We start from the raw sequence: 24,568 nt of genomic DNA on the forward strand, positions 1-24,568 counted from the left end.
GACTAAAGAGGTTTCGTGTGGCTTCCCGGGTAATCGGCCGGGATCGTCCCCCTTGTTCCGCTGACCGGGATCACGCTCCGCCGAGCGCGGAACGGGAGCCACCATGACGCCGACACCCAGACAAAACGACACGCCGAAACGGGAACGGGAGAGCGCATGGGAACTCCGGTCATCGTCGATGCCGCGCGGACGCCGTTCGGGCGCCGGGGCGGATGGCTTTCGGGGCTGCACGCGGCCGAGTTGCTCGGCGTGGCGCAGCGCGGGGCGCTGGAGCGCCTCGGCCTCGACCCGCACCGGGTCGAGCAGGTCATCGGCGGCTGCGTCACCCAGGCGGGGGAGCAGTCCGGCAGCGTCACCCGTACGGCCTGGCTGCACGCGGGCCTGCCGGAGGAGACCGGGGTCACCACCATCGACAGCCAGTGCGGGTCGGCCCAGCAGGCGGTGCACCTGATCGCCGCGCAGATCGCCGCGGGCGTGATCGACGTCGGCATGGCCTGTGGCATCGAGGCGATGTCCCGGGTGCCGCTGATGGCCAACATCGGCGAGGGCGTCGGCAGGCCCAGGCCCGACTCATGGGACCGGGACATGCCCGCCCAGTATGTGGCCGCCGACCGGATCGCCCGCCGCCGGGGCCTCACCCGCGAGGGGCTCGACGCGTTCGGTCTCCGCTCCCAGGAGCGGGCCGGGCGGGCGTGGGCGGAGGGCAGGTTCGACGGGCAGATCATTCCGGTGACCGTGCCCGGCGACGACGGGCCCGCGACCGTCACCAGGGACCAGGGGCTGCGCGAGACCAACATGGAGGCGCTGGCCGGTCTCAAGCCGATCCTGGACGGCGGCCTGCACACCGCGGGCACCGCCTCGCAGATCTCCGACGGCGCGAGCGCGGCCGTGCTGATGGACGAGGAGCGGGCCCGTGAGCTCGGGATGCGCCCGCGCGCCCGCATCGTGGCCCAGTGCCTGGTCGGCGCGGAGCCCGAGTTCCTGCTCGACGGCCCGGTCAAGGCAGCGGAGAAGCTGCTCGCCCGCACCGGCATGAAGATCGCCGACATCGACCTGTTCGAGGTCAACGAGGCGTTCGCCTCGGTCCCCATGTCGTTCGCGCAGGTCCACGGCGTCGATCCCGACCGGCTTAACGTCAACGGCGGTGCGATCGCGATCGGTCACCCCGTCGGGGCGACCGGCGTCCGCCTGATCGCCGCCGCGATCGGCGAACTGGAGCGGCGCGACCAGGAGACGGCGATGGTCGCCATCTGCGCCGGGGGTGCGCTCGCCACCGGCGCGATCATCCAGCGAGTGTGAGGGCGCGACGACACGCTTGAGCACAGCGCCGTCTGACGGCCGGGCCGGTCAGCCGCCGAGTACGGCGGGGGCGAGGCGGGCCCGGTGCCAGGCGGCGTCGCCGAACAGCTTCGCCGCCGAGTGGGCCCGCTTGAAGTACAGATGCGCCTCGTGCTCCCAGGTGAAGCCGATGCCGCCGTGCAGCTGGATGGCCTCGGCCGCCACCGTGGAGAACGCCTCGGCGCAGTACGCCTGCGCCGCCGCGGCCCGCACCGGCAGGTCGGCCGCGTCCTCGGTGAGCGCGCGGGCCGCGTCGTAGCTGACCGACCTGGCCGACTCGACCAGCACGTACAGGTCGGCCAGGCGGTGCTTGACCGCCTGGAACGAGCCGATCGGGCGGCCGAACTGCTCCCTGGTCTTCACGTACTCCAGCGTCGTCTCCAGGCAGCGCGACGCCCCGCCGAGCTGTTCGGCGCTCAGCGCGGTGGCGGCCACGGCGAGCAGGCGCTCCAGCACGCGGTGCCCGTCGGCGGTCAGCAGCCGCGCGGGGGCGCCGTCGAAGACCACGCGCGCCTGCGGCCGGGTCCGGTCCAGCGTGACCAGCGGTTCGATCCGGACGCCCCCGTCCGCCCTGTCCCGAGCCGCGGAATCGACGGCGTACACGCCGAGACCGCCCTCGGGGGTGGCGGCGGGCACGACGAACAGGTCGGCGCGCGCGCCGTCGAGCACGTGCTCCTTGACGCCCGTCAGCCGGCCGTCCGCCACGCGGGCGCGGATCGCCGCAGGGTCCCACGTCCCGCCCTCGGCCCAGGCCAGCGCGCCGACGCGGGTGCCCTCGGCGATGCCGGGCAGGTCGGCGGTCGCGCCGCACGCCAGCAGCGCGTCGGCGGCGAGGACGGCCGAGCCCAGATAGGGCACCGCGGCGAGCGTGCGGCCCAGCTCCTCGCACACCACGTGGGTCTCGGCGTACGAGAAGCCCGCCCCGCCGTGCTCCTCGGGGACGGCCAGGCCGAAGGCCCCCACCTGGTCGGCGAGCAGCCGCCAGACGGTCTCGTCGTACTCCGGCGTCGCGTCGGGCGCCGGGCGGGCCGGGGGGTTGCGCTCGAGCAGGGCGCGGACGGTGCGCCGCAGCTCCTCCTGCTCCTCGGTGGTGAACATAGCCGTCATTCTAACAACTGTTTGGTAGAGTTCCAGCTGTGAACAGGAGCGAGACGTTCAGGGCAGAGGTGCGGGCCTGGCTGGAGGACAACCTGTCGGGCGAGTTCGCCGGCGCCCGGGGGCTGGGCGGGCCCGGCCGCGAGCACGAGGCGTTCGACATCCGGCTGGCCTGGGAGCGGCACATGGCCAAGGCCGGCTGGACCTGCCTGGGCTGGCCCGAGCGGTACGGCGGGCGGGGCGCGAGCGTCGAGGAGCAGGTCGTCTTCCACGAAGAGTACGCGCTGGCCGGCGCGCCCGCCCGGGTCGGCCACATCGGCGAGAACCTGCTCGGTCCGACGATCATCGCGTTCGGCACCGACGAGCAGCGCGCCCGCTTCCTGCCTCCGATCGTGGCCGCGCGGGAGCTGTGGTGCCAGGGGTACTCCGAGCCGAACGCCGGCTCCGACCTGGCCAACGTGCAGACCCGCGCCGAGCTGGACGGCGACCGCTGGCGGGTCACCGGCCAGAAGGTGTGGACCTCCCTGGCCATGGAGGCCGACTGGTGCTTCGTGGTCTGCCGCACCGAGCCGGGCTCCGCGCGCCACCACGGCCTGTCCTACCTGCTCGTGCCCATGCGGCAGGACGGGGTGGAGATCCGGCCGATCGTCCAGATGACCGGGACCAGCGAGTTCAACGAGGTCTTCTTCGACGGCGCGGTGACGGACGCCGCGAACATCGTGGGCGCGCCCGGCGACGGCTGGAAGATCGCCATGGCGACGCTCGGCTTCGAGCGCGGCGTGGCCACGCTCGGCCAGCAGGTGGGCTTCCGCCGCGAGCTGGAGGCGATCATCGCGCTGGCCCGCGGGACGGGCGCGGTCGACGACCCCCTGCTGCGCGACCGGCTCGTCCGCTCCTGGATCGGCCTGGAGGTCATGCGGCTCAACGCCGTCCGCACGATGGCCGGCATCGCGGCGGGCGCGCCCGGCCCCGAGTCGTCCATCTCCAAGCTGGTGTGGGGCGTGTGGCACCGCGAGCTCGGCGAGCTGGCCATGGACGTGCTCGGCGCGGCCGGCATGGTCGCCGACGGCCCGCCGTACGACCTGAGCGACGAGCAGCGGCTCTACCTGTTCTCCCGGTCCGACACCATCTACGCGGGCTCCAACGAGATCCAGCGCAACATCATCAGCGAGCGCGTGCTGGGCCTGCCCCGCGAACGCCGGTAGCGGATACGTATTCCTGCCGATGTGCCGGACGGGCCGCGGTCTCTACCGTCGAGGGCGCCGACGAGACCCCGAGGTGAGCCATGCGCGTGCTGACCGCGTTCCTGTCCGCCCTTCTGATGACCTCATCCCTCACCGTCACCTCCACGGCCGCCGAGGCCGTGACCAAACCCCCGCCGTCCGCCGTCGACGTCGTCTACCAGCGGGCCCACTTCGGTCCCGGCTTGCGGGAGGGCGTGAAGGCGGGCAACACCCTGTCCTTCGCCGCCCCCGTGGGCACGATCTCCTACACCGACGCGCTCGGCACGAAGACCTGGGAGTACGCCCGATGGACCGGTCGCGAGCAGCCGATCGGGTTCGCCGCCACCGAGCTGGTGGCCTCCTGGAACGCCGACGTGCCCGCCGGTAGCTGGCTCCAGGTCGAGATGCGCGGCCGCCACGCCGCCGGGCAGACGAAGTGGTATGTGCTCGGCCGCTGGGCGTACGGCGACGAGGACATCCGCCGCACGTCGCTGTCCGGGCAGCGGGACGCCGACGGCACCGTCTCGGTCGACACGTTCGTCGCCGCGGCGGGCAAGGCGATCACCTCCTACCAGCTGCGCGTCACGCTGTACCGCGCGCCGGGCTCCGCCGTGACGCCGGTCGTGCGCGCGCTCGGAGCGATGGCCTCCGCGGTGCCCGACCGGGCGACCGTCCCGGTCAGCCCCGGCGGCACCGCCTGGGGCGTCGAACTGCCCGTGCCCCGCCGCTCGCAGAACGTCCACGAGGGCCACTACCCCGAGTGGGACGGCGGGGGAGAGGCGTGGTGCAGCCCGACCTCGACGACCATGGTCCTCGGCTACTGGGGCAAGTGGCCCAGCAAGCAGGACACCTCCTGGGTGGACCCCTCCGACCCCAACCCCGAGGTCGACTACGCCGCCCGCTACACCTACGACTACGCGTACGAGGGGGCCGGCAACTGGCCGTTCAACGCGGCCTACGCCGGACGGTACGGGCTTGAGGGGTTCGTCACCCGGCTCCGCTCGCTGACCGAGATGGAGCGGCTGATCCGGGCCGGCATCCCGGTCGTCACCTCGCAGTCGTTCAAGGCCGCGGAACTGCCCGGCGCCGGATACAGCACCAACGGTCACCTCATGGTCATCGTCGGCTTCACCGCCACCGGCGACGTGATCGCAAACGACCCCGCCTCGCCGGACAACGACGCGGTCCGCCACGTCTACCCGCGGGCCAACTTCGAGAACGTCTGGCTGCGCAGCACCGGCAGCGGCGGGATCGTGTACGTCATCCACCCGAAGAACCGCCCCCTGCCGCCCACCACCCCGGGGCTGCCGGCCAACTGGTAAAGGTCGCGCCGGGCCCAGCGGTGTACGGCCGCGGGGCCCGGCCCCCTATAGTCAGTCAGGTGACTGACTCGACGAGCGCCCGGGTGAAGGCCGCGAGCGCCAAGCGGCAGCGGCTCATGGCCGCCGCCGCGCAGGTGGTGCACCGGCAGGGCGCCGAGCGCACCACCATCGCCGACATCGCCCGCGCCGCCGACGTCCCCGTGGGCAACGTGTACTACTACTTCAAGACCAAGGACGAACTCGTCGCCGCCGCGCTGGCCGAGCACGCCCGCCACCTGGGGGACCTCACCGAACGGCTGGAGCTGCTGCCGGACCCCCGGGAGCGGCTCAAGGGCCTCGTGGAGACGTGGGTCGGCCAGCGCGACCTCGCGGCCCGGTACGGTTGCCCGACCGGCACGCTCGCCGCCGAGCTGGACAAGCGTGACGAGGGCGGCCTGGACGCGGAGGCGGGCAGGGTCATCCGGCTGCTGCTCGACTGGGTCGAGCGGCAGTTCCGCGAGCTCGGCCTGCCCGAGCCCGACGGTCTCGCCCTGACCCTGGTGGGCGCCTACCAGGGCATGTCGCTGCTGGCCAACGCCCTGCGCGACCCCCAGATCATGACGCGCGAGGGAGCCCGGCTGATCGGCTGGCTCGACTCACTGGGCGCCTGAGCCGGCTACGCCGTGCGCGAGCAGTGTGGTCAGCGCCGCGGTCCGCGCGTCGTCCCACCCGTCCGGCGGCGCGATCCGCGCCCACGCGGCGACCACCTCGCCGTCGTAGTCGTGGCCGTGCCCCGGCGGCGCGTCGAGGGAGAACACCAGGTCGGCGGTGATCTGCCAGAACGTCACGAACGGATACCACCGGATCGAGGGCAGCACGTCGTCGCCGCGCCGCTCCTCCAGCCAGTCGGGCCGGGTGAGGACGAGCCGGGGCGTCCACCACACGATCGGGTCGGAGGGATGCTGGAGGTAGACCACGCGCGGCGTGTTCCACGCTGACGCGGAGAGGTCCAGGTCCGAGGGGCGGTTGGCGAAGCGCACGGTCTCGCCGTCCCGGTAGACGGGCAGCGCCTCCCTGCTGCCCGGGTCGCGGCCGTCGACGAGCCGCCGCCACAGCGCGCTGCTGTCCGGCGGCCCCACGAACAGCGCGCCGTCGGTGCGCTCACGCAGGTCCCGGTCGCCGCCGAACGCCGACTCCGCGCCGAACGCGCCCAGGCTCTCCCCGAAGACCAGCAGCTTGGGCCGGTGACCGGCGGGCAACGCCGACCAGCGGGCGTACACCTGGTCGAACAGCTCGCGCCCGGCCGCCCTGGCCCGCTCGCGGTCCACCAGGAACGACAGCCAGCTCGGCAGGTAGGAGTACTGCATGGAGACCAGCGCGGTGTCGCCGCCGTGCATGAACTCCAGGGCGGCGGCCGCCTGCGGGTCCACCCAGCCGGTGCCGGTCGTCGTGATCACGCAGAGCACCTCGCGGCCGAACGCGCCGGTCCGCTCCAGCTCCCGTAGGGCCAGGGCGGCCCTTTCGCGCGCTGTCGCGGCGGAGTCGAGCCCCGCGTAGACGCGGATCGGGGCGACGGCGGGCCGGCCGCTGAAGCTGCTCAGCTCGCCCACGGCCGGGGCGTCCGCGACGAAGGCGCGGCCCTCCAGGCCGAGGGACGCCCAGGGGACCAGGGAGGAGGGGCTGCCCGACAGCGTGGCGGCCACCGGAGGGGTGATGCCGGGGGTGGTCTCGGTGTTGATCGCGGCGAAGCTGCGGTCGGCGCCCTTGAGCAGGGCCTCGGTGAGGATCCCGTCGGTCAGGAAGACGGCCAGCACGCCCACCCCGACCCCCGCGGCGAACTGCGCGGCCATCGCGGGGAACCACCGCCCGAGGAGGCGGCCCAGCGCCCGCGCCGCGATCCGCAGCGTCCGGGCGGCGGCCAGCAGGGCCAGGAACAGGGCCGCCGCGATCAGCGGGACCCCGAGGTAGCCGAGCCGCTCCGGCGGGTCCAGCCCCATCAGCACGTAGATGTCCCGCTGTGCGCGCACACCCAGGACCAGCGAGGCGGCGCCGAGACCGCAGCCGAACGTCGCGACCAGGCGCCGGACCCGCCGCCGTCCCTTACGACGCCACCCCGCGCGCCACCTCGCCGGGATCCGGGCCGCGGCCGGGCGTACGAGTGCGGTGATGATCACTCCCACCAGATATCCGGTGGCGGTGAGCACGCCCGCGATGATCCCCTGCAGCGTCCAGGGGCGGGGCAGCAGCGACGGCGTGAGGGACAGGGAGAAGAAGGTCGCGGCGAGGACGATCCCGGCCGTGTCCAGCGGCGCGTTGAGACGCAGCCGCGGCCTTTCCCCCATCAGGTTCCCCGATTCACCCGCCGTCCGATGGCCTGCTGCTCCGACGGCCTGCTCCGACGGCCTACGGAGCAGGCAGGCTATCAAGGTCACGAAAAGGTCACGGAGCGGGTGGGGTGCGCGTCCCGGTCATCGGGAGCGGTCCGGTCCGGCCCCGGGCCGCGCCGATAGCGTCCCAGCGTGAGCGGAGCGATGAAATACGCCGTGCTGGCTCCCGTGGCGGCGAACACGACCGCCGACCCCGAGTGGATCGCCGGCTTCGCCCGGCATGCCGAGGCGTGCGGGTTCGAGTCCGCCGTGGTGGTCGAGCACACGGTCGTGATGAGCCGCTACTCCAGCGTCTATCCCTACGACAGCTCGGGCCGGATGGAACTGCCGGACGACTGCGACATCCCGGACCCGCTCGACCTGCTCGCCTTCCTGGCCGGCCGTACGAGCGAGATCGGGCTGGCCACCGGCGTCCTGGTGCTGCCCAACCACCATCCGGTCGTGCTGGCCAAGCGCCTGGCGACCGTGGACGCGCTGTCCGGGGGCCGCCTGCGGGTGTGCGTGGGCATGGGCTGGATGAAGGAGGAGATCGAGGCCTGCGGCGCCGACTTCGCCACTCGCGGCCGCCGGGCCGACGAGCAGATCCGCGTGATGCGCGCGCTGTGGGCGGGCGGCGGCCCTGACGGGGCCGGCCACCACGGCGAGTTCTTCCACTTCGACGGTGCGATGACCTATCCCAAGCCGGTCCGCGGAGCGGTGCCCCTCCACATCGGAGGGCACAGCGTCGCGGCGGCCCGGCGGGCCGGACGGCTCGGCGACGGCTTCCAGCCGCTGGGCGTCGTGGGAGACGACCTGCGCCGGCTGCTCGGCGTGATGCGCGCCGAGGCGGAGGCGTGCGGGCGCGACCCCGAAGCTCTGGAGCTCACCCTCGGCCACATCGTCTCCCGCATCACCCCGGAGAAGGCCGCCTCGCTGGCCGCGCTGGGAGCGAACCGGATCCTGCTGTCGCCCACGCCGACGGCCGACCTCGGGGCGGCCACCGAGGAACTGTCGGTTTGCGCCGCCCGCCTCGGGCTGAAACCGCGATGAACCCTGACGCCCCGGTGAGCGGCGTGACGGCGGCCGACGCAGCCGCGCTGGCCGACCTCGTGGCGCGGTACGCGCTGTACGCCGACGAACGTGACATCCCGCGCCTGACGGGCCTGTTCACCCCGGACGGGGTGCTCGTGCTGCCGGACCCGCCGCGCGCGCTCGGCCCGGTTCTCACGCGTACCGGCCACGAGGAGATCGCCGCCGCGATGACCGCGCTGGAGAGCCTCACCATGACCTTCCACGCGCTCGCCGGGCAGGTCTTCGACCCCGGGCCTGAGCCCGGCACCGCCACGGGCGCGGTGGCCTGCGTGGCCCACCACCTGTCCGTACGCGACTCTGTAAGCGACTCCGTACACGACGGTGGGCCGACCGACCTGGTCTGGCACCTGCGGTACGCCGACGGCTACCGGCGGCACGACGGCGCCTGGCGCATCGCCCGCCGCGAGGTGCGGATCGACTGGATCGAGACCAGGCCGGTGCGGCGCGTACGCGGCCGGGAGGGGGAGCGATGACCATCTCGGTGGTGACCGGCGGCGCGCTGGGCATCGGCGGCGCGGTCAGCCGCAGGCTTGCCCGCCGGGGCGACCTGGTGGTGCTCAACGACATCGACGCGGAGGCGGCCGAGGGGACCCGCGCGGCCATCGAGGCCGCCGGTGGACGCTGCGTCACGGTGATCGGAGACGCGAGCGACGAGGAGACGGCCGACCGCGTACGGGACGCAGCGCTCGACGCGGGCGGCGGCCGGGTGGACGTGCTGGTCAACAACGTGGGCGACTTCCGTCCGGCGTCCAGGACGTTCCTGCGTAGCACCCCGGCGCAGTGGCAGCGGCTGTACGAGCTGAACCTGCGCCATGTGTTCACACTGAGCCACGCCATCCTGCCGGTGATGATCGAGCAGGGCTCCGGCTGCGTGGTGAACAACTCCACCGTGGAGGCGTTCCGCGGCATCCCCGGCCACGCCGTCTACTCGGCGTACAACGCGGGGGTGTCCGCCTTCACCAAGAGCCTCGCCGTGGAGGTCGGCCGCTATGGCGTGCGGGTCAACGCGATCGCGCCCGATCTGGCCGACACGGAGCAGACCCCGGCGGGCGCGATGCTGCGGGGGCGCGACCCCGGGCTGATCCCGCTGTGGGTGCCGCTCGGCCGGTTCGGCGAGCCCGACGACTACGCCGCGGTCGTGGAGTTCCTCGCGTCCGACGAGGCGCGGTTCGTCACCGGCCACACCATTCCGGTGGACGGCGGCACGCTCGCCGCCTCCGGCTGGTATGGCCGCGCCGACGGCAAGGGCTGGACCAACATGCCCGACCACCCCTGAGACACGCGTCCGGCTCATCCCTACCGGTATCCCCATCGAGGGAGCAGGGCCGTGGCGATGGCGACCTGCACGGGTTCCAGTGCCGTCTTGCCGTCCTCGACGTCCCACAGCGCGTTCTGCAACACGCGGCCGAGGGTCCATCCGGCCGCCCGCGTCCGGTCCAGGCCGACGACCTCGGTCAGCAGGTCGAAGCGGCGGAGCACCGCGCGCGCGACATCACCGGTGGCCGCCACCTCGTCCCACCGGTTGTCCAGGGCGGGCAGCAGCTCGAATCCGGGGTCGCCGGCCAGCGGTTCCGGGTCGATGGCGAGCCAGGGTTCCCGCTCCCCGGCGAGGATGTTGTCGTAGTGCAGATCCCAGTGCAGCAGGCGGTCGCCCGGTTCGCCGATCAGCTCGGCCACGGCTGAGGCGCAGACGCGCACCAGCCGCCGCTCACCCGGGTCGCGCAGAGCGCGTACGGCCCGAGGCACCTGGTCGAGCATGGCGGCGGCGATCCCGGCCAGCCCCCGCACACCCTCAGGGGCGGGCATCGAGGTCAGGCGGGCCAGCAGTTCGGCCAGGATCCGCAGGGCCGCGACGTCGTCGGCCACCGAGGACAGGGGCCGGGCGGCGTCCAGCCGTTCCAGCAACTGCGTGCCGCTCAGCTCGTCGTGGTCGAGCAGGCGCACGACACCGTCGCCGTTCCAGGCCCGCAGGCCGGCGGCCGCGCCGGCGGTCTCCTCCCTGAGCCGCTGGAGCTTGAGCACGGCGGGTGTCCCGTCGGCCCGGAGCACGGGCACGACCAGCGACGCCATGCCGTGGGCCGCCGGGCCGTCGGGCCGCAGTCCCCAGCGTTCCAGGAACTCGCCGCCCAGACGCGGCAGCTCGGCGATCCAGGCGCGCTCCTCGGCGCCGTGCGCGCCGTAGGAGGCGGCGAACGCGTCGGGAACGTCGACGCGGGGTGACGTGGTCACGGAATCTCCTTCGTCTTGTTCGAAGCCGGATGAACGAAGGAGAACCGAGGAGGGGCCCGAGCAGCGGGAAGGCGTCAAAGCATGCCCCCACCCTACCGAGCGATACGGGGGCTCAACCGGGCTGGAGAACCCCGAAGTCGCCGACCGCCATCGTCATGTCGAACACCCGGGACGCGAGCAGCCAGCCCTCGGGCGCGCGCTCCCAGCGGTCGTCGTACTCGCCGAAGCACTCGTAGAAGCGGCCCTCGTACGCCCCGGCGCCCTGGTGGTACACCCGGGCGTACGTCAGCGACCTGGCACGGTCGCCGTCGATCTCGACGCGGTGGTTGCCCAGCAGGTGCTGGGAGGGGCCGCAGCCGCCGAGGTGCCCCCGGATCGTGGCGACGATTTCCGCCCGGCCCCTGCGGCGGTAGCCCGTGGCGTCCGGGGTGAAGGCGGCCTCGACCGCGTCCCAGTCGCGCCGGTCGAGCGCTGCGGCGAACGCGGCGAGCCGTTCGACGATCTGCCGCCGGTCGTCGTCCGTCACGCCCGCTCCCCGGCGGGAACGGCGGTGGAGATGCCGCTCGCCAGCAGCGCGGGGGACTCGGGGCGGCCGTCGAGCACCCGGGCGGTGCGGCTGACGATCCGCCAGCCGGTGTCCGCGCGGCGCAGCGTCCAGTGGTTGGCCGTCGCCCGGCGGAGCGCGAACCCGCCATCCCCGTGCGTGACCATCAGCGAGTAGGAGACCGCCGTCGCGTCGTCGCCGGTGACGGTCACGTGCGGCGGGCCGACGAAATGCGCGCAGCCGCCCGCGATCCACCCCTGGTGGGCGTCGGAGCGCACCATGGCCGCGATCTGGGACCGCCCGCGCATCAGCAGTTCGTCCACGTCGTACACGCCGTCCGCGTCCCACAGTCCGGCGACGGCGTCCGCGCTGCCGCTGTCCACCAGCGGGCCGTACGAAAGGATGAGCCGGGTCACCTCCCGCTCGTCCTCCAGCGCGCGGGTGCGCTCCTCCAGGCGGGCCAGCCGCCGTTCGACGTCGGTCCCGGTCGTCGTCGTGTCAGCCATCGGTCCTCCCGAAGTCGGCGCCCATCGCGGAGGCGAGGTCGCGCAGCGCCTCCAACTGCTCCCGGTAGTGGTCCGCCGAGGTCGCGGCGACGGTGACGCCTGCGACGGTCGCGCCGGCGTCGCGCACCCGCTCCAGCGCGCGCCGCGCGGCGTCCGGGGCTCCCTGGGGATCCACCGGCCGGCCCGCCGCCAGCACGACGTCGAAGGCGTCCGGCAGGTCCGCCTCCTGGACCATCGACGCGAGCGTCTCCAGGGGCAGGCCGAACGGCACCCACCCGTCGCCGTACGTCGCCGCGCGGCGCAGCGAGCGCGGGGTGCGCCCGCCGATCCACAGCGGCACCCGGGGCTGCACGGCGTGCGGCTCCACCACGAATTCGGAGAAGTCGTAGAACTCGCCGTGGAACTCCGGTTCCCGCTGCGACAGCGCGGCGCGCAGCGCCGCGATCGCCTCGTCGGCCCGCGCCCCCCGGCCCTCGAACGGCACGCCGAGCAGGTCGAACTCCTCCTTGAGGCTGCCCACGCCGAGGCCCAGCGTGAGCCGCCCGCCGCTGACGCGGTCGAGCGTGCCGTACCGCTTGGCGATCGCGAGGGGGTGGTGGTAGCCCAGCACCAGCACCTGCGTGACCAGCCGGATCCGCCGGGTACGCGCCGCGAGGTAGCCGAAGGTCGCCAGCGGATCCCAGTAGACGGCGCCGCGCTCGGCGGCGATGCCGGCCGGGACGGCCACGTGCTCGCTGCAGGTGAGGTGGTGGTAGCCCAGTCGGTCGGCGGTCTCCGCGATCCGGGCCAGGTCGTCCACACCGGCCTCGCGCTCCCACTCGGAGTGGACCCCGGGCAGCCGGACCACCACAGGACTGACGATGCCGATCCGCACCGGCGCACCTCCAGATCAGAACAGAGCCACATCGGCAACATGCTTCCCAGAAATCTTTCTAGTGGAGGCCGATGCCCGAGCCGCCGTTCGTCCCGCTGACCGGAACCGGACACAGGACAGCAGACCGGGATGTCTCTTCCCCTCTTCCCAGGGGCGTGATGCGTTGCTACATTCCAGGCGAGAATTCATTTCAGTTTTGGGAGGTGTGATGACCGCTCTCCGTGCCGAGCACGAGGCGACGGCGCCCGCTCGACGAGAGCTGCCGCCGTCGATGGTCGAACGGATGACGCTGATCATGGACGCGTTCACCGGTCGCTCCACCCGTCTCACGCTCGAGGACGTGGCCCGCTGCACCCACCTCCCGCGCTCGACGGCTCATCGCATCCTCGACCAGCTCGTACGGCTGAACTGGCTTGACCACACGTCGTTCGGCTACAGCCTGGGCAAGCGGGCACTCGGGCTCGGCGGCCGGGACGGCAGCCACGGCGAGATCCGTGAGGCTGCCGCGCCGCTGCTGCACAATCTGCAGATCAGGACCGGGATGGTCGTCCACCTTGCCGTGCTCGACGGCGCCGAGGTGTTCTACCTCGACAAGGTCGGCGGGCGGTTCGCCCTGTCAGTGCCCTCCCGCGTCGGCGGCCGGGCCCCGGCCCACTGCACCGCGCTCGGCAAGGCGATCCTCGCCTGGCTGGAGCCCGAGCAGGTCGAGGCGCTCATCGACGGGCACATCAGCCGCCTGACCAACCGGACGATCGGCGACATCGGCACGCTGCACCAGGAGCTCAACCGGATCCGGCAGCGCCGGGGGCTCGCCTTCGAGCGGGGGGAGTGCTTCCCCGACATCTCCTGCGTCGCCGCGGCCGTGCGCGGTCACGAGGGGCCGGTGGCCAGCATCTCCCTGGTGGGCGACGCCCGCACGCCGCTGGAGAAGGTGGCCCCGCTTGTGGTCGACGCCGCGCGGCAGGTCTCGCTCGCCCTCTTCCCCGACCTGGACTCCCAGCGCCGCTCCAGGGCCGTCCACCGCGTGCCCCACCCCACCTGGTCCCCGGAGACCATGAACCGCCTGCTCGCCGTCGGCCAGAACGGCGACTGGCTCTGAACCAGCTCAAGCGCCATCTGCCGGAGTGATCGGCCGTATTCGGCCTGACCGCATCTAAGTGCGCAGTCGCCTGTTGTGGGCCGGATGGTAAGTGAAGGCCCAGCGGTCGGTGCCGGTTTTGTGGCGGGTGTAGCGGTCGGGGTGGCGGTAGCGGTCGCGGTTGTGGAACTGGCAGGCCGGTCCGAGCAGTTTGAGGTCGGTCAGGCCGCCGGTGCTCCAGTTGTCGGCGTGGTCGATCTGGCACATGGTGGCGGGCAGGGGGCAGTCGTCGATCCAGCAGGTGGCGTAGCGGGCGAAGACGGCCCGTCGTTGGGCGGGGGTGGCCAGGCGGACCTTGCGGCCCATGTCCAGCACCTGCCCCTCGGCGTCCATCACCAGACGCATCAGGGTGGAGGTGCGGGCCAGTCGGTGGATGCTGGTGAGGGGCAGCATCTGCCCGGTCGCCAGCAACAGCCCCGGCGCCGCCCCCAGCAGCACCCCCAGTAGCACCCCCGGCGCTGTCCCGGGCGGCGCTCCTGGCGTCGTCCCTGGCGGTGTTCCCGGTGGTCTCCCCGGCTCTGCTCCCCGCTCGCCCGGCGCTGTTCCCGGTGTCCCCGGTGCCCCCGGCGCTCCGCACCAGCACCGCGCCTCGCCGCCACACCCGCACACGCCCTGGCCATCCGCCGCGCCCTGCTGAACCCGGCCCTGCTCATCGCCGCCCTGCTCATCGCGGTTCTGCTCATCGCGGTCTGGCTCATGGCGGCACCGCCCACCGTGCACCTCGCCGTGGTCCTCCCGCGTGTCCTGCCCATGCCGGCAGTCCCCCGCAGGCCGGTGCCCGGCGTGGGCGTGATGTCCAGGTGGGCCCTCGGGAGGAGGATCCGGCTGCGACGCTGTGTGCGGCTGCGCTGCGTGCGGTTGTGCTGTGTGCGGATGCCCGCTGCCGCCGCGCGTAGGCGATGCTGGTCCGCGCCCGGCGTGCGTTGCTCCAGCGTGGACCGTGGCACGGTCGCAGTCCTCGCCCTCTGCGGGCACGGTGTCGTCGCCGTCGGCCGAGGCGGTGCTCGCGGCTGCCTCGGCAGCGCCGGGGTCGGTGCTGCCCACGTCACCGGGGTCGCCCATTTCGCCGGGGGCGCCGGTGTCGTTGGTGTCGCTCGCGTCGTCGGGGTGGTCGGTGACGAGGTCGGCAGGGAGGGATTCGGCGTTGACCAGGACCAGGAGTTCGGTGGCGATCTTCTGCTCCAGGAACGCGATGAATGCATCGGCGTTGCGCACTCGCAGCGGCCGGTCATCCCCCTCAGCCTTCGGCTTGGCGTAGGCGTCCAGCAGGGTGCGCAGCCGGGCGGCGGCCTCGCGGGGCAGGTAGAACTCGCCTTCCAGCCCGCCGCTACCGGTGGGGCGGACCCGCAGGAAACGCCGCCCGTAGTCGGCCTGCTCATCACGCTCTTCACCATCGGGGTTCAGCACCGCGCGTAGGTAGCGGCCGGCCTTGGCCACCTCTGCCGGGCCTGCCTTGCCCGCCAGCTCCAGCAAAATCGGCTCGGCCACGTCGGCCTGTTCGTCGGTCAACTGGGCGGTGGCGGTGCAGATCGCCTCCACCACCCCGGCCGCCAACTGCCCGGCGGCGAATTTCTCCCGCACCCGCGGCAGGCGGCCCAGCTCCACGGCCAAGGTGAGCAGGCGACCCGCACCGGGCACGCTCATCCCCCCGGCGGTACGCAACCAGGTGCGGGTGGAGGCATGCCCGTGCTGCCTGGCCTGCCCCGCACGATGCACCCGCCCGACGCGATCCGCCAACGCGGAGGTGATCCGATCCCGGGCGAACATCAGGTCCTCAGCCTCGGCAAGGCAGATATCCACATCATCAGGAAGCGGCGCCAGCGCCAGCGCCTGCGCCGACTCGCGAAGAGAACCCACCAGCACCCACGACGAGCGACGCCGATCACCATCCGCCGGTCGATCGCCGGTGGCTCCAGCTCCGCCAGAGGCGTCGTCCGTATCCGAGTCGGAAGGGTGTTCGGTATGGATCGCAGACGGCTCCATCGCACCCCTCCAATCAATTCGAAATCCTGTACGAATTCTTTCATCGTCGCAGGCAGTCGAGCAACCGAAGGGAACGATTAGCTGGAGTTACAGGTGAGCGGTGAGAGAGGACCGGCGAGGCTTGAGAAGCGTCAAGGATCAGATCAGCGGGCCGCTTGGGACACGCAGTGCACTCCTGCCAACGCCAGGCACGTGATACCGAGAGCGATCAGCCGTGTGGCCTCGCTTTCGGGGGAGCCGATCGAGATGGCGCAGACGCGGCTCGGGTGCAGTCCGCACACCAGGCCGGCCAGGTGGAGCAGGCGCGGGGCGTCGTGGTCGGCCCCGAACACGCCCTGGAAGGAGAGGGAAGGCCGGTCCTCAGCCCCAGTGGTCGCCCCAGCCCCACAGGTTGGGGCCTAGGGCGGCGGCCTGGTCGTCGTGGTCCACGCCGAACCGGCCGCGGAAGAACAGCATCGGGCGCTGCTCGGTGGCGACGGGTTCGAGCTCGCGGACGTGGCCGATGATCACGTCGTGGTCGCCGGCGACGTGCACGTCGCGCACCTCGCCGTGGACGCGCAGCAGCACCTGCCGCAACGCCGGAGTGCCCCATCGCGACAGGTCCCAGTCGAGCCCCGCGAACTTGGCGCCCTTGCTGGAGCCGAACCGGCCGCAGATGTCGACCTGCTCCTCGCCGAGGACGTTCACGCAGAAGCGGCCCGACCTCCTGATCCGCGGCCAGGCGCGGCCCTTGTGGTCGGCGCAGAACAGGATCAGCGGCGGTTCGAGGGACACCGACGTGAACGACTGGCAGGCGAAGCCGACGGGTTCGCCGTCGTCGAGGCCCGTGACCACGGTCACGCCGGTCGCGAACATGCCCAGCGCGCGCCGGAACTCGGCCGGCGTCGGCGGCGCCACCTCGGTGAACTCGGGGTCGGCGGGTGCTGCGGTCATGGACTCACCTCGCGTGCGTGTCGGTGCCTCAGGTAACGAACTTACAAACCCCCTCGCGGGCGGATCGCACGGGGATCCCGGTCAATGGAAGCCGCGTACGGGCGGGGTCACGGTCCGAGCAGGTCACCCGGCCCTTCCGCCCCGGTCTCGCTCATCGGGATGATCGCCCTGTTCACGGCGTCTGTCCAGTTAGCGTCACGGAATCCGACACTCCTGCGATTCGGGACGGACGATGACGGAGCTGACCTACGAGACGACCCTGCGGGAACTCGCGACCGACCAGGGCGTGCTGCGCTACCACGAGGCCGGACAGGGCCCGCCGCTGCTGCTTCTGCACGGTTCGGGGCCCGGGGTCACCGGCTGGCGCAACTACCGCGGCAACCTGGCGACGTTCGCCGAGCACTTCCGCTGTCTGGTGCTGGAGTTCCCCGGATTCGGGGTCAGTGACCCGACCGACCAGCATCCGATGGCGGCCGCGAACGGCGCGGTGATCCGCTTCCTCGACGGGCTCGGGCTCCGGCAGGTCGACGTGATCGGCAACTCGATGGGCGGAATCGTGGGCACGCAGGTGGCGCTCGCCCACCCCGACCGGATCGGCCGCCTCGTGACCATCGGCGGCATGGGCCGCAACATCTTCAGCCCCTCTCCGGGCGAGGGCATCAAGCTCCTGATGGAGTTCACCGAGGCGCCCACCCGCGAGCGGCTCATCCAGTGGCTGCACTCCATGGTGTACGACCCGGCCCTCGTCACCGACGAGCTGATCGAGGAGCGCTGGGCGCTGGCCACCGAGCCGGAGACGCTGGCCGCCGCGCGGCGCATGTACGGCAAGGCCGCCTTCGCCGCCGGTCAGAAGGCCGCCGCGAAGTCGGACGCCCCGCCCTACTGGGCGATGCTGCACAAGCTGAAGGCCAGGACGCTCATCACCTGGGGCCGTGACGACCGGGTCAGCCCCGTCGACATGGCGCTCCTGCCGATGCGGACGATCCCCGAGGTCGAGGTCCACGTATTCCCCAACTGCGGTCACTGGGTGATGATCGAGCAGAAAGCCGCCTGGGAGAGCGTCGTGCTGGCCTTCCTCACCAGGAAGGACGAGCGGTGACCACCTGGGATGAGGAGTTCGACCTCGTCATCGTCGGCAGCGGCGGCGGAGGCATGGCCGCCGCGCTGACCGCGCACGACAGCGGGCTGTCGTGCGTGGTGGTGGAGAAGGGTTCCAAGTTCGGCGGCAGCACCGGCATCTCCGGCGGCGGGGTCTGGATCCCCAACAACCCGACTCTGCGGACCAGGGGGCACGACGACAGCCGCGAGTCGATCCGCCGCTACCTCGACCTGCTGACCGAGGGCCGCGTCCCGGCCGCCCGGCTCGACGCGTACGTGGACAACGGCCCGGCCGCGATGGAGCTGCTCGAAAAGAGCAGGTGGATGCGGTTCTTCTGGGTGAAGGGCTACGCCGACTACCACCCGGAGTACGAGGGCGGACGGCCGCTCGGCCGGTCGATCGAGGCCCTGCCGTTCGACACCCGCAAGCTCGGCGAGGACGAGAAGTACCAGCGGCCGAACAACATGAAGGGCCCGCTGGGCCTGTGGATCACCGCGAAGGACTATCACGACCTGGCCATGGTGAAGCGCACCTGGCGCGGCCGCTGGGCCTCGGTCGTCGCGGCCTGGCGGGTGTCGTCGAACGTGATCCGCCGCCGTCACATGGCCACCGGCGGGCGCGCCCTGGTCGCGCGGCTGCGGATGGCGCTCAAGGACGCGGGCATCCCGCTCTGGCTGAAGACGCCGATGACCGACCTCGTCACGGACGACAACGGTGTGGTCAGCGGCATCGTGGCCCAGCGCGAGGGCCGGACGATCCGGGTCCGCGGCCGGTACGGCGTGCTGCTGGCGACCGGCGGCTTCGACCACAACCCGCAGATGCGTGAGAGGTATCTGCCTGAGGGCGCCAAGCCCGACTTCGGCATGGGCGCCAGGGAGAACACCGGCGACGGCATCCTGGCCGGCGAGCGCGCCGGCGCCGCCCTCGACCTGATGGACGACGCCTGGTGGATGCCGGCCGTACGGCATCCGGCGGGGGCGACGATCCCGCTGGTGTCCGAGCGGTGCATCCCGCCGTCGGTCATCGTGTCGCGGGACGGGCGGCGGTTCACCAACGAGTCCGCGCCGTACGTGAACTTCGTGCACGACCAGCTCGCCGGCGGCCACGTCCCGGCCTGGTTCGTGATGGACGCCAAGGCGCGGGCACGCTACCCGTTCGCGCAGATCCTGCCGGGCATGCCGATTCCCCAGGAGTTCTACGAGCAGGGCATCGCGTTCCGGGCCGGCACGATCGCCGAGCTGGCGGAGAAGATCGGCGTCCCGGCGGACGCGCTGAGCGAGACCGTCGAGCGCTTCAACGGCTTCGCCCGCACGGGCAAGGACCTGGACTTCGGCCGCGGCGACAGCGCCTACGACCGCTACTACGGCGACCCCACGTTGAAGAACCCCAACATCGACGTGATCGACAAGGCGCCGTACCACGCGTTCCGGCTCGAGGTCGGCGACCTCGGCACCAAGGGCGGGCTGGTGTGCGACGAGCACAGCCAGGTGCTGCGGGCCGACGGCTCGCCCGTCGAGGGCCTGTACGCCACGGGCAACACCTCGGCGTCCGTGATGGGCAACGAGTACGCCGGCCCGGGGGCCACGATCGGCCCGTCCATCGTCTTCGGCTACATCGCCGCGCGGCACGCGGCACTGCGGGCGCGTACGACGAGCACGGCCAGGACGTGACCCTGGTGGGAGAGACGACTGTGGGAGAGATGACGCAGCCGGGACCGCTCAGGGTGCGGGTGGTGGAGGTGATCCGCGAGACCGCCGACGCCCACTCGCTCGTGCTGGAACCGGCCGGGGGAGACGCGGCCAGGCTCACCTACAAACCCGGCCAGTTCCTGACGATCCGGGTGCCCACCACTCGGCCCGAGGGCGCGGCGCGTTGCTACTCGCTCAGCAGCTCGCCCCTCTGCGACGACAAGCTCAAGGTGACGGTGAAGCGCACCCTGGGCGGCTACGGGTCGAACTGGATCTGCGACAACGTCGCGGAGGGCGACGTGCTGGAGGTGCTGCGGCCCTCGGGGCTGTTCACCCCCGCCTCGCTCGACGAGGACCTGCTGCTGCTCGCGGCGGGCAGCGGCGTAACGCCGGTGATGTCGATACTCAAGTCGTGCCTGCGCGGCGGGACCGGCTCGGTCGTGCTCGTCTACGCCAACCGCGACGAGAGCTCGGTGATCTTCCGGGACGAGCTGATCGCGCTGGCCGCCGAGCACGGCGACCGGCTGACGGTGATCCACTGGCTGGAGTCGGTGCAGGGCCTGCCGACCGCGGCGGGCCTGGCCGCCCTGACCCGGCCGTACGCCGGGCGGGAGGCGTTCGTGTGCGGCCCCGGGCCGTTCATGGACCTAGCCGTGGACGTGGTCGCCGGGCTGGGCACGCCGCGGGAGCGTGTCCACGTCGAGAAGTTCGAGTCGCTGACCACCGATCCGTTCGCGGGCACCGAGGTGGTGCTCGACTCGGCGGGTCCCGCCAGCACGGTCGAGGTGGAACTCGACGGCGAGACGCGGACCCTGACCTGGCCGCGTGGCAACAAGCTGCTCGACGTGCTGCTGCAGGCCGGCCTGGACGCGCCGTACTCCTGCCGCGAGGGCTCGTGCAGCGCGTGCGCCTGCGTGCTGCTGGAGGGCGAGGTCGAGCTGGAGCACAACACGGTGCTCGACCGGCAGGACCTCGCCGACGGCCTGATCCTGTCCTGCCAGGCGATCCCGCTGAGCGACCGCCTCAAGGTCACCTACGACGGCTGACCTCGCGCAGAGCCGCCCCGCTCCCACTCAGCGGGAGACGGGCGGGCGGGCCGGCGGTCGTGACGCGACCCTTTGACCATCCGCAATCGGAGAACTCAGGAGGACGGGATGCTGGACGAGGCGCTGCGGGCGGACGCGGCCGGGCGGCTGCGAGCGGCCGAGCGGGACCGGGCGCCGATCGAGCCGCTGACCGACTCCTACCCGGACATCGACGTGGTGGACGCCTACGAGATCCAGCTCGCGAACATCCGCAGGCGTCTGTCGGCCGGGGCCCGGGTGTACGGGCACAAGGTGGGGCTGTCCTCCCCGGTGATGCAGCGGATGATGGGCGTGGACGAGCCCGACTACGGCCACCTGCTCGACGAGATGGTGCTGTCGCAGGACGAGCCGATCGAGGCGGGGCGCTACTGCTACCCCCGGATCGAGGTCGAGATCGGCTACGTGCTCGGGGCGAGCCTGCCCGGCGAGGACTGCACCGAGGAGGACGTGCTCGCCGCGACCGAGTACGTCGTGCCGAGCATCGAGCTGATCGACAGCCGCATCACGGACTGGCGGATTCGCCTGGCCGACACCATCGCCGACAACGCGTCCTCGGCCGGGGTGATCCTCGGCGACGCCCGGGTCAGCCCGAATGGCCTGAATCTCGCCGACATCGAGGCGGTGCTCTACTCCGGTGACGGCCCCTTCGACGACAGCACCGAGATCACCCGGGGCAACACGAGCGCGGTGCTCGGGAACCCCACCACCGCCGTGGCGTGGCTGGCCAGGAAGGTCGCCTCGTTCGGGGTCAAGCTCGAGGCCGGGCACGTCGTCCTCCCCGGATCCTGCACCAGGGCCGTGGACGTGCGCCCCGGCGAGGTCTTCCGCGCCGAGTTCGCCGGGCTCGGCTCCGTGTCCGCTCGCTTCGAATAAGACCGCTCGAACAAGACCGCTCGCTCCGAATTAAGAGGACCTCATGAGTAAGGCGACCGCCGCGATCGTCGGCTCGGGCAACATCGGGACCGACCTGATGTACAAGCTGCTGCGCTCGGCGCACATCGAGCCGCGCTGGATGATCGGCGTCGACCCCGACAGCCCCGGGCTGAAGCGGGCCGCCGACCGGGGGCTGATCACCTCGGCCGAGGGCGTGGACTGGCTCCTGGCGCAGGACGAGCGGCCCGACATCGTCTTCGAGGCGACCTCGGCGTACGTGCACAGGGAGAACGCGCCGAAGTATCGCGAGCTGGACATCCAGGCGGTGGACCTGACCCCGGCCGCGCTCGGGCCCGCCGTGGTGCCCGCCGTCAACCTCGGCGCCCACCTCGACGCCCCCAACGTCAGCCTGATCACCTGCGGCGGCCAGGCGACGATCCCGATCGTCCACGCCGTCTCCCGGGTCACCGAGGTCGCGTACGCCGAGATCGTGGCCAGCGTGGCCTCGCCGTCGGCCGGTCCCGGCACCCGCGCCAACATCGACGAGTTCACCAAGACGACCGCGCGCGGCATCGAGACGATCGGCGGCGCCGCGAGGGGTAAGGCCATCATCATCCTCAACCCCGCCGAGCCACCGATGCTCATGCAGGACACGATCTTCTGCTCGATCCCCGTCGACGCCGACCGGGACGCCGTCGCGGCCTCGATCAAGGAGGTCGCCGCCGATGTCGCGTCGTACGTGCCCGGATACCGGCTGCGGACCGAGCCCCAGTTCGACGACCCGACGGCGGTCAGCGGCGGGCTCGCCCGCGTCGCCGTGTTCGTCGAGGTCGAGGGCGCGGGCGACTTCCTCCCGCCGTACTCCGGCAACCTCGACATCATGACGGCCGCCGCCACCAAGGTCGGCGAGGGCTTCGCGCAGCGCATCCACTCGTAAGGAGACCGACCCATGCCCTACAGCGCCGACCTCGACATCAGGGTCACCGACTCGTGTCTGCGGGACGGCTCGCACGCCAAGCAGCACCAGTTCACCGTCGAGCACGTACGGTCGATCGTGGCCGCGCTGGACGACGCGGGCGTGCCGGTCATCGAGGTGACGCACGGCGACGGCCTCGGCGGCTCGTCGTTCAACTACGGCTTCAGCCACACCCCCGAGCAGGAGCTGATCAAGGCGGCGGTGGCCACGGCCAGGCGCGCGAAGATCGCGTTCCTGATGCTGCCCGGTGTCGGCGTCAAGGACGACATCCGCGAGGCCGCCGACAACGGCGCGAGCATCTGCAGGATCGCCACCCACTGCACCGAGGCCGACGTCTCGATCCAGCACTTCGGGCTGGCCAGGGAGCTGGGTCTGGAGACGGTCGGGTTCCTGATGATGTCGCACAGCCAGCCGCCGGAGGTCCTGGCCAAGCAGGCCCGGATCATGGCCGACGCCGGCTGCCAGTGCGTGTACGTCGTCGACTCGGCCGGGGCGCTGATCATGGAGCAGACGAGCGACCGGATCGCCGCGCTCGTGGCCGAGCTGGGGGACGACGCCCAGGTCGGCTTCCACGGCCACGAGAACCTCGGGCTCGGGGTGGCCAACTCGGTCCTCGCCGTGCGGGCCGGGGCGAAGCAGATCGACGGCTCGGTGCGGCGGTTCGGCGCGGGCGCCGGCAACACGCCGCTGGAGGCCTTCGCCGCCGTCGCCGACAAGCTCGGCATCCGCACCGGCATCGAGACCCTCAAGATCATCGACGCCGCGGAGGACGTGGTCCGCCCGATCATGGACGGCGAGTGCCTGCTCGACCGGCTGACCCTGACCATGGGCTACGCGGGTGTCTACTCCAGCTTCCTCAAGCACGCCGATCGTCAGGCGAGGAAGTACGGCGTCTCCGGCGCCGAGATCCTCATGGAGGCCGGGCGCCGCAAGCTCATCGGCGGACAGGAAGACCAGCTCATCGAAATCGCAGTCGCCCTCGCGGCGAAGAAGTGAGAAAAGCCATGGCGAACCCGGTACTCGAAGCGATCACACAGCGGGCCGACGAGATCAGCGCGCTCGGCCCCTCCAACGAGGCGCTGTGCCGGCTGGACGACCAGGCGGCCAAGGTGCTGCGGGAGGCGGGCGTCATCCGGATGCTCCAGCCGAAGATCCACGGCGGCTTCGAGTTCCACCCGCGCGACTACGCCGAGGCGATCATGAAGCTGGCCGGCCTCGACGGATCGACCGGCTGGGTGGCCGGCGTCGTGGGCGTCCACCCCTGGGAGATGGCGTTCGCCGACCCCCGCGTCCAGCAGGAGATCTGGGGCGAGAACCAGGACACCTGGATCGCCTCGCCGTACGCGCCGATGGGCATCGCCCGGCCGGTCGACGGGGGCTACGTCTTCAACGGCCGCTGGCAGTTCTCCTCGGGCACCGACCACTGCGACTGGATCTTCCTCGGCGGCATGCTCGGCGACGCCGAGGGCAAGATGGCCCAGCCGCCGACCTCGCTGCACCTCATCCTGCCCCGGTCCGACTACGAGATCGTCGAGGACTCCTGGAACGTCGTCGGGCTGCGCGGCACCGGCAGCAAGGACATCATCGTCAAGGACGCGTTCGTCCCCGACTACCGGGTCCTCCCCTACAACAAGGTCGTGGACGGCAGCGCGGCCAAGGAGGCGGGGCTGACCAACCCGCTCTACCACCTGCCGTTCTCGGCGGCGTTCCCGCTCGGGATCACCGCCTCGGTCGTCGGGATCGCCGAGGGCGCGCTCGCGCACCACATGGCGTACCAGAAGGGCCGCGTCCAGATCACCGGCACGAAGATCAAGGACGACCCGTACGTCCTGTACGCGATCAGCGAGGCGGCGGCCGAGATCGCGGCGGCGCGGGCGGCGCTGCTCGACAACGCCTCGCGGATGTACGACATCGCGGCCTCCGGCCGCGAGGTGACCTTCGACGAGCGGGCCGTGGGCCGCCGCACCCAGGTCCAGGCGGCCTGGCGCGCGGTGCGCGCCATGGACGAGATCGTGGCGCGGTCGGGCGGCAACGCGATGCGCGTGGACAATCCGATCCAGCGGTTCTGGCGGGACGCCCACGTGGGACTGACCCACGCGATCCACGTGCCCGGCTCGGTCTTCCACGTCTCCGCGCTGACGCAGCTCGGCATCGAGCCGCCGCACGGCCCGATGCGCTCGATGATCTAGCGGAGGTCGGCTTCCGCCGGCGGGCGTGCCGGAGGC

Annotated in this window: 24 protein-coding genes; 15 read left to right on the top strand and 9 right to left on the bottom strand. The window is 72.1% G+C overall.

What is annotated here, in order from left to right; genetic code table 11:
- The first annotated feature begins 156 nt into the window (after positions 1-156).
- Entirely contained in the window at positions 157-1,299 is a 1,143-nt protein-coding gene (locus ACQEVJ_RS20295; RefSeq protein WP_433103214.1) for a steroid 3-ketoacyl-CoA thiolase, read from the top strand.
- Between the two features lie 48 nt (positions 1,300-1,347).
- Here ACQEVJ_RS20295 and ACQEVJ_RS20300 read toward each other — a convergent pair whose 3' ends face one another.
- Positions 1,348-2,436, bottom strand: coding sequence for an acyl-CoA dehydrogenase family protein (locus tag ACQEVJ_RS20300; protein WP_433103216.1), 1,089 nt, complete (start codon positions 2,434-2,436; stop codon positions 1,348-1,350).
- A 38-nt stretch (positions 2,437-2,474) separates the two neighbouring features.
- On the opposite strand from ACQEVJ_RS20300, the gene ACQEVJ_RS20305 reads away from it, so the two are divergent.
- From ACQEVJ_RS20305 to ACQEVJ_RS20315, 3 genes are all read left to right on the top strand, one after another.
- Positions 2,475-3,638 (top strand): acyl-CoA dehydrogenase family protein, encoded by a 1,164-nt coding sequence (locus ACQEVJ_RS20305; protein WP_433103218.1) that lies wholly within the window; start codon positions 2,475-2,477, stop codon positions 3,636-3,638.
- 80 nt (positions 3,639-3,718) lie between these two features.
- Positions 3,719-4,978 carry a C39 family peptidase gene (locus ACQEVJ_RS20310; RefSeq protein ID WP_433103220.1) on the top strand — a complete coding sequence of 420 codons (1,260 nt, stop codon included), beginning with the start codon at positions 3,719-3,721 and terminating at the stop codon, positions 4,976-4,978.
- 59 nt (positions 4,979-5,037) lie between these two features.
- A complete protein-coding gene (locus ACQEVJ_RS20315) occupies positions 5,038-5,628 on the top strand; it encodes a TetR/AcrR family transcriptional regulator (protein WP_433103222.1) in 591 nt (196 codons plus the stop codon).
- Here the strand turns inward: ACQEVJ_RS20315 and ACQEVJ_RS20320 are convergent.
- Positions 5,614-7,299, bottom strand: a complete 1,686-nt coding sequence (locus tag ACQEVJ_RS20320) for an alpha/beta hydrolase (protein ID WP_433103224.1) — start codon at positions 7,297-7,299, stop codon at positions 5,614-5,616. The two genes, ACQEVJ_RS20315 and ACQEVJ_RS20320, sit on opposite strands and share 15 nt — an antisense overlap.
- 177 nt (positions 7,300-7,476) lie before the next feature.
- Between ACQEVJ_RS20320 and ACQEVJ_RS20325 the strand changes: the two genes are divergently transcribed.
- From ACQEVJ_RS20325 to ACQEVJ_RS20335, 3 genes are read left to right on the top strand one after another with little or no spacing between them, the layout of a single operon-like run.
- Positions 7,477-8,373, top strand: coding sequence for an LLM class F420-dependent oxidoreductase (locus ACQEVJ_RS20325; protein ID WP_433103226.1), 897 nt, complete (start codon positions 7,477-7,479; stop codon positions 8,371-8,373).
- A complete protein-coding gene (locus ACQEVJ_RS20330; RefSeq protein WP_433103228.1) occupies positions 8,370-8,888 on the top strand; it encodes a nuclear transport factor 2 family protein in 519 nt (172 codons plus the stop codon). Before ACQEVJ_RS20325 ends, ACQEVJ_RS20330 begins: the two co-directional genes overlap by 4 nt.
- Entirely contained in the window at positions 8,885-9,691 is an 807-nt protein-coding gene (locus ACQEVJ_RS20335; RefSeq protein WP_433103230.1) for an SDR family NAD(P)-dependent oxidoreductase, read from the top strand. The genes ACQEVJ_RS20330 and ACQEVJ_RS20335 overlap by 4 nt, the downstream gene beginning before the upstream one ends.
- Before the next feature lie 20 nt (positions 9,692-9,711).
- Here the strand turns inward: ACQEVJ_RS20335 and ACQEVJ_RS20340 are convergent, their stop codons facing one another.
- From ACQEVJ_RS20340 to ACQEVJ_RS20355, 4 genes are all read right to left on the bottom strand, one after another.
- On the bottom strand, positions 9,712-10,644 hold the full coding sequence (locus ACQEVJ_RS20340; protein WP_433103232.1) for an aminoglycoside phosphotransferase family protein: 933 nt from the start codon (positions 10,642-10,644) through the stop codon (positions 9,712-9,714).
- Between the two features lie 112 nt (positions 10,645-10,756).
- Entirely contained in the window at positions 10,757-11,170 is a 414-nt protein-coding gene (locus ACQEVJ_RS20345) for a nuclear transport factor 2 family protein (protein WP_433103234.1), read from the bottom strand.
- The gene (locus ACQEVJ_RS20350; RefSeq protein WP_433103236.1) at positions 11,167-11,694 is read right to left on the bottom strand and encodes a nuclear transport factor 2 family protein; all 528 of its coding nucleotides are present in this window, start codon (positions 11,692-11,694) and stop codon (positions 11,167-11,169) included. The genes ACQEVJ_RS20345 and ACQEVJ_RS20350 overlap by 4 nt, the downstream gene beginning before the upstream one ends.
- Positions 11,687-12,568, bottom strand: coding sequence for an LLM class F420-dependent oxidoreductase (locus ACQEVJ_RS20355; protein WP_433103238.1), 882 nt, complete (start codon positions 12,566-12,568; stop codon positions 11,687-11,689). Before ACQEVJ_RS20355 ends, ACQEVJ_RS20350 begins: the two co-directional genes overlap by 8 nt.
- A gap of 208 nt (positions 12,569-12,776) precedes the next feature.
- Between ACQEVJ_RS20355 and ACQEVJ_RS20360 the strand changes: the two genes are divergently transcribed.
- Positions 12,777-13,667: an IclR family transcriptional regulator gene (locus tag ACQEVJ_RS20360; RefSeq protein ID WP_433103240.1), complete on the top strand. Its 891-nt coding sequence runs from the start codon at positions 12,777-12,779 to the stop codon at positions 13,665-13,667.
- A gap of 54 nt (positions 13,668-13,721) precedes the next feature.
- Here the strand turns inward: ACQEVJ_RS20360 and ACQEVJ_RS20365 are convergent, their stop codons facing one another.
- The 3 genes from ACQEVJ_RS20365 to ACQEVJ_RS20375 all read right to left on the bottom strand — a co-directional run bounded on the left by ACQEVJ_RS20365 (position 13,722) and on the right by ACQEVJ_RS20375 (position 16,622).
- Complete coding sequence (locus tag ACQEVJ_RS20365; RefSeq protein ID WP_433103242.1) at positions 13,722-15,563, bottom strand: DUF222 domain-containing protein; 1,842 nt, start codon at positions 15,561-15,563, stop codon at positions 13,722-13,724.
- 269 nt (positions 15,564-15,832) lie between these two features.
- The gene (locus tag ACQEVJ_RS20370) at positions 15,833-16,021 is read right to left on the bottom strand and encodes a hypothetical protein (protein ID WP_433103244.1); all 189 of its coding nucleotides are present in this window, start codon (positions 16,019-16,021) and stop codon (positions 15,833-15,835) included.
- Between the two features lie 28 nt (positions 16,022-16,049).
- Entirely contained in the window at positions 16,050-16,622 is a 573-nt protein-coding gene (locus ACQEVJ_RS20375; protein ID WP_433103246.1) for a flavin reductase family protein, read from the bottom strand.
- 232 nt (positions 16,623-16,854) lie between these two features.
- On the opposite strand from ACQEVJ_RS20375, the gene ACQEVJ_RS20380 reads away from it, so the two are divergent.
- The 7 genes from ACQEVJ_RS20380 (at position 16,855) to ACQEVJ_RS20410 (ending at position 24,532) form a co-directional block, all read left to right on the top strand.
- Positions 16,855-17,721 (top strand): alpha/beta fold hydrolase, encoded by an 867-nt coding sequence (locus tag ACQEVJ_RS20380; protein ID WP_433103248.1) that lies wholly within the window; start codon positions 16,855-16,857, stop codon positions 17,719-17,721.
- Positions 17,718-19,391 (top strand): FAD-binding protein, encoded by a 1,674-nt coding sequence (locus tag ACQEVJ_RS20385; RefSeq protein ID WP_433103250.1) that lies wholly within the window; start codon positions 17,718-17,720, stop codon positions 19,389-19,391. Before ACQEVJ_RS20380 ends, ACQEVJ_RS20385 begins: the two co-directional genes overlap by 4 nt.
- Before the next feature lie 29 nt (positions 19,392-19,420).
- Positions 19,421-20,455: a 2Fe-2S iron-sulfur cluster-binding protein gene (locus ACQEVJ_RS20390; RefSeq protein WP_433103252.1), complete on the top strand. Its 1,035-nt coding sequence runs from the start codon at positions 19,421-19,423 to the stop codon at positions 20,453-20,455.
- Between the two features lie 108 nt (positions 20,456-20,563).
- Entirely contained in the window at positions 20,564-21,367 is an 804-nt protein-coding gene (locus ACQEVJ_RS20395; RefSeq protein ID WP_433103254.1) for a 2-keto-4-pentenoate hydratase, read from the top strand.
- A 43-nt stretch (positions 21,368-21,410) separates the two neighbouring features.
- A complete protein-coding gene (locus ACQEVJ_RS20400) occupies positions 21,411-22,304 on the top strand; it encodes an acetaldehyde dehydrogenase (acetylating) (RefSeq protein WP_433103256.1) in 894 nt (297 codons plus the stop codon).
- A 12-nt stretch (positions 22,305-22,316) separates the two neighbouring features.
- Positions 22,317-23,339, top strand: coding sequence for a 4-hydroxy-2-oxovalerate aldolase (gene dmpG / locus ACQEVJ_RS20405; protein WP_433103258.1), 1,023 nt, complete (start codon positions 22,317-22,319; stop codon positions 23,337-23,339).
- Between the two features lie 8 nt (positions 23,340-23,347).
- Positions 23,348-24,532: an acyl-CoA dehydrogenase family protein gene (locus ACQEVJ_RS20410; protein WP_433103261.1), complete on the top strand. Its 1,185-nt coding sequence runs from the start codon at positions 23,348-23,350 to the stop codon at positions 24,530-24,532.
- The last annotated feature ends 36 nt before the right edge of the window (positions 24,533-24,568 follow it).

The organism is Microbispora sp. CA-102843, from assembly GCF_050936215.1.
Classification (GTDB): domain Bacteria; phylum Actinomycetota; class Actinomycetes; order Streptosporangiales; family Streptosporangiaceae; genus Microbispora.

Coding starts and splice junctions, on each gene's coding strand:
- ACQEVJ_RS20295 (WP_433103214.1), top strand. CDS start 157: ATGGGAACTCCGGTCATCGTCGATGCCGCGCGGACGCCGTTCGGGCGC.
- ACQEVJ_RS20300 (WP_433103216.1), bottom strand. CDS start 2,436: ATGTTCACCACCGAGGAGCAGGAGGAGCTGCGGCGCACCGTCCGCGCC.
- ACQEVJ_RS20310 (WP_433103220.1), top strand. CDS start 3,719: ATGCGCGTGCTGACCGCGTTCCTGTCCGCCCTTCTGATGACCTCATCC.
- ACQEVJ_RS20320 (WP_433103224.1), bottom strand. CDS start 7,299: ATGGGGGAAAGGCCGCGGCTGCGTCTCAACGCGCCGCTGGACACGGCC.
- ACQEVJ_RS20330 (WP_433103228.1), top strand. CDS start 8,370: ATGAACCCTGACGCCCCGGTGAGCGGCGTGACGGCGGCCGACGCAGCC.
- ACQEVJ_RS20335 (WP_433103230.1), top strand. CDS start 8,885: ATGACCATCTCGGTGGTGACCGGCGGCGCGCTGGGCATCGGCGGCGCG.
- ACQEVJ_RS20350 (WP_433103236.1), bottom strand. CDS start 11,694: ATGGCTGACACGACGACGACCGGGACCGACGTCGAACGGCGGCTGGCC.
- ACQEVJ_RS20360 (WP_433103240.1), top strand. CDS start 12,777: ATGACCGCTCTCCGTGCCGAGCACGAGGCGACGGCGCCCGCTCGACGA.
- ACQEVJ_RS20375 (WP_433103246.1), bottom strand. CDS start 16,622: ATGACCGCAGCACCCGCCGACCCCGAGTTCACCGAGGTGGCGCCGCCG.
- ACQEVJ_RS20380 (WP_433103248.1), top strand. CDS start 16,855: ATGACGGAGCTGACCTACGAGACGACCCTGCGGGAACTCGCGACCGAC.
- ACQEVJ_RS20390 (WP_433103252.1), top strand. CDS start 19,421: ATGACGCAGCCGGGACCGCTCAGGGTGCGGGTGGTGGAGGTGATCCGC.
- ACQEVJ_RS20395 (WP_433103254.1), top strand. CDS start 20,564: ATGCTGGACGAGGCGCTGCGGGCGGACGCGGCCGGGCGGCTGCGAGCG.
- ACQEVJ_RS20400 (WP_433103256.1), top strand. CDS start 21,411: ATGAGTAAGGCGACCGCCGCGATCGTCGGCTCGGGCAACATCGGGACC.
- dmpG (WP_433103258.1), top strand. CDS start 22,317: ATGCCCTACAGCGCCGACCTCGACATCAGGGTCACCGACTCGTGTCTG.
- ACQEVJ_RS20410 (WP_433103261.1), top strand. CDS start 23,348: ATGGCGAACCCGGTACTCGAAGCGATCACACAGCGGGCCGACGAGATC.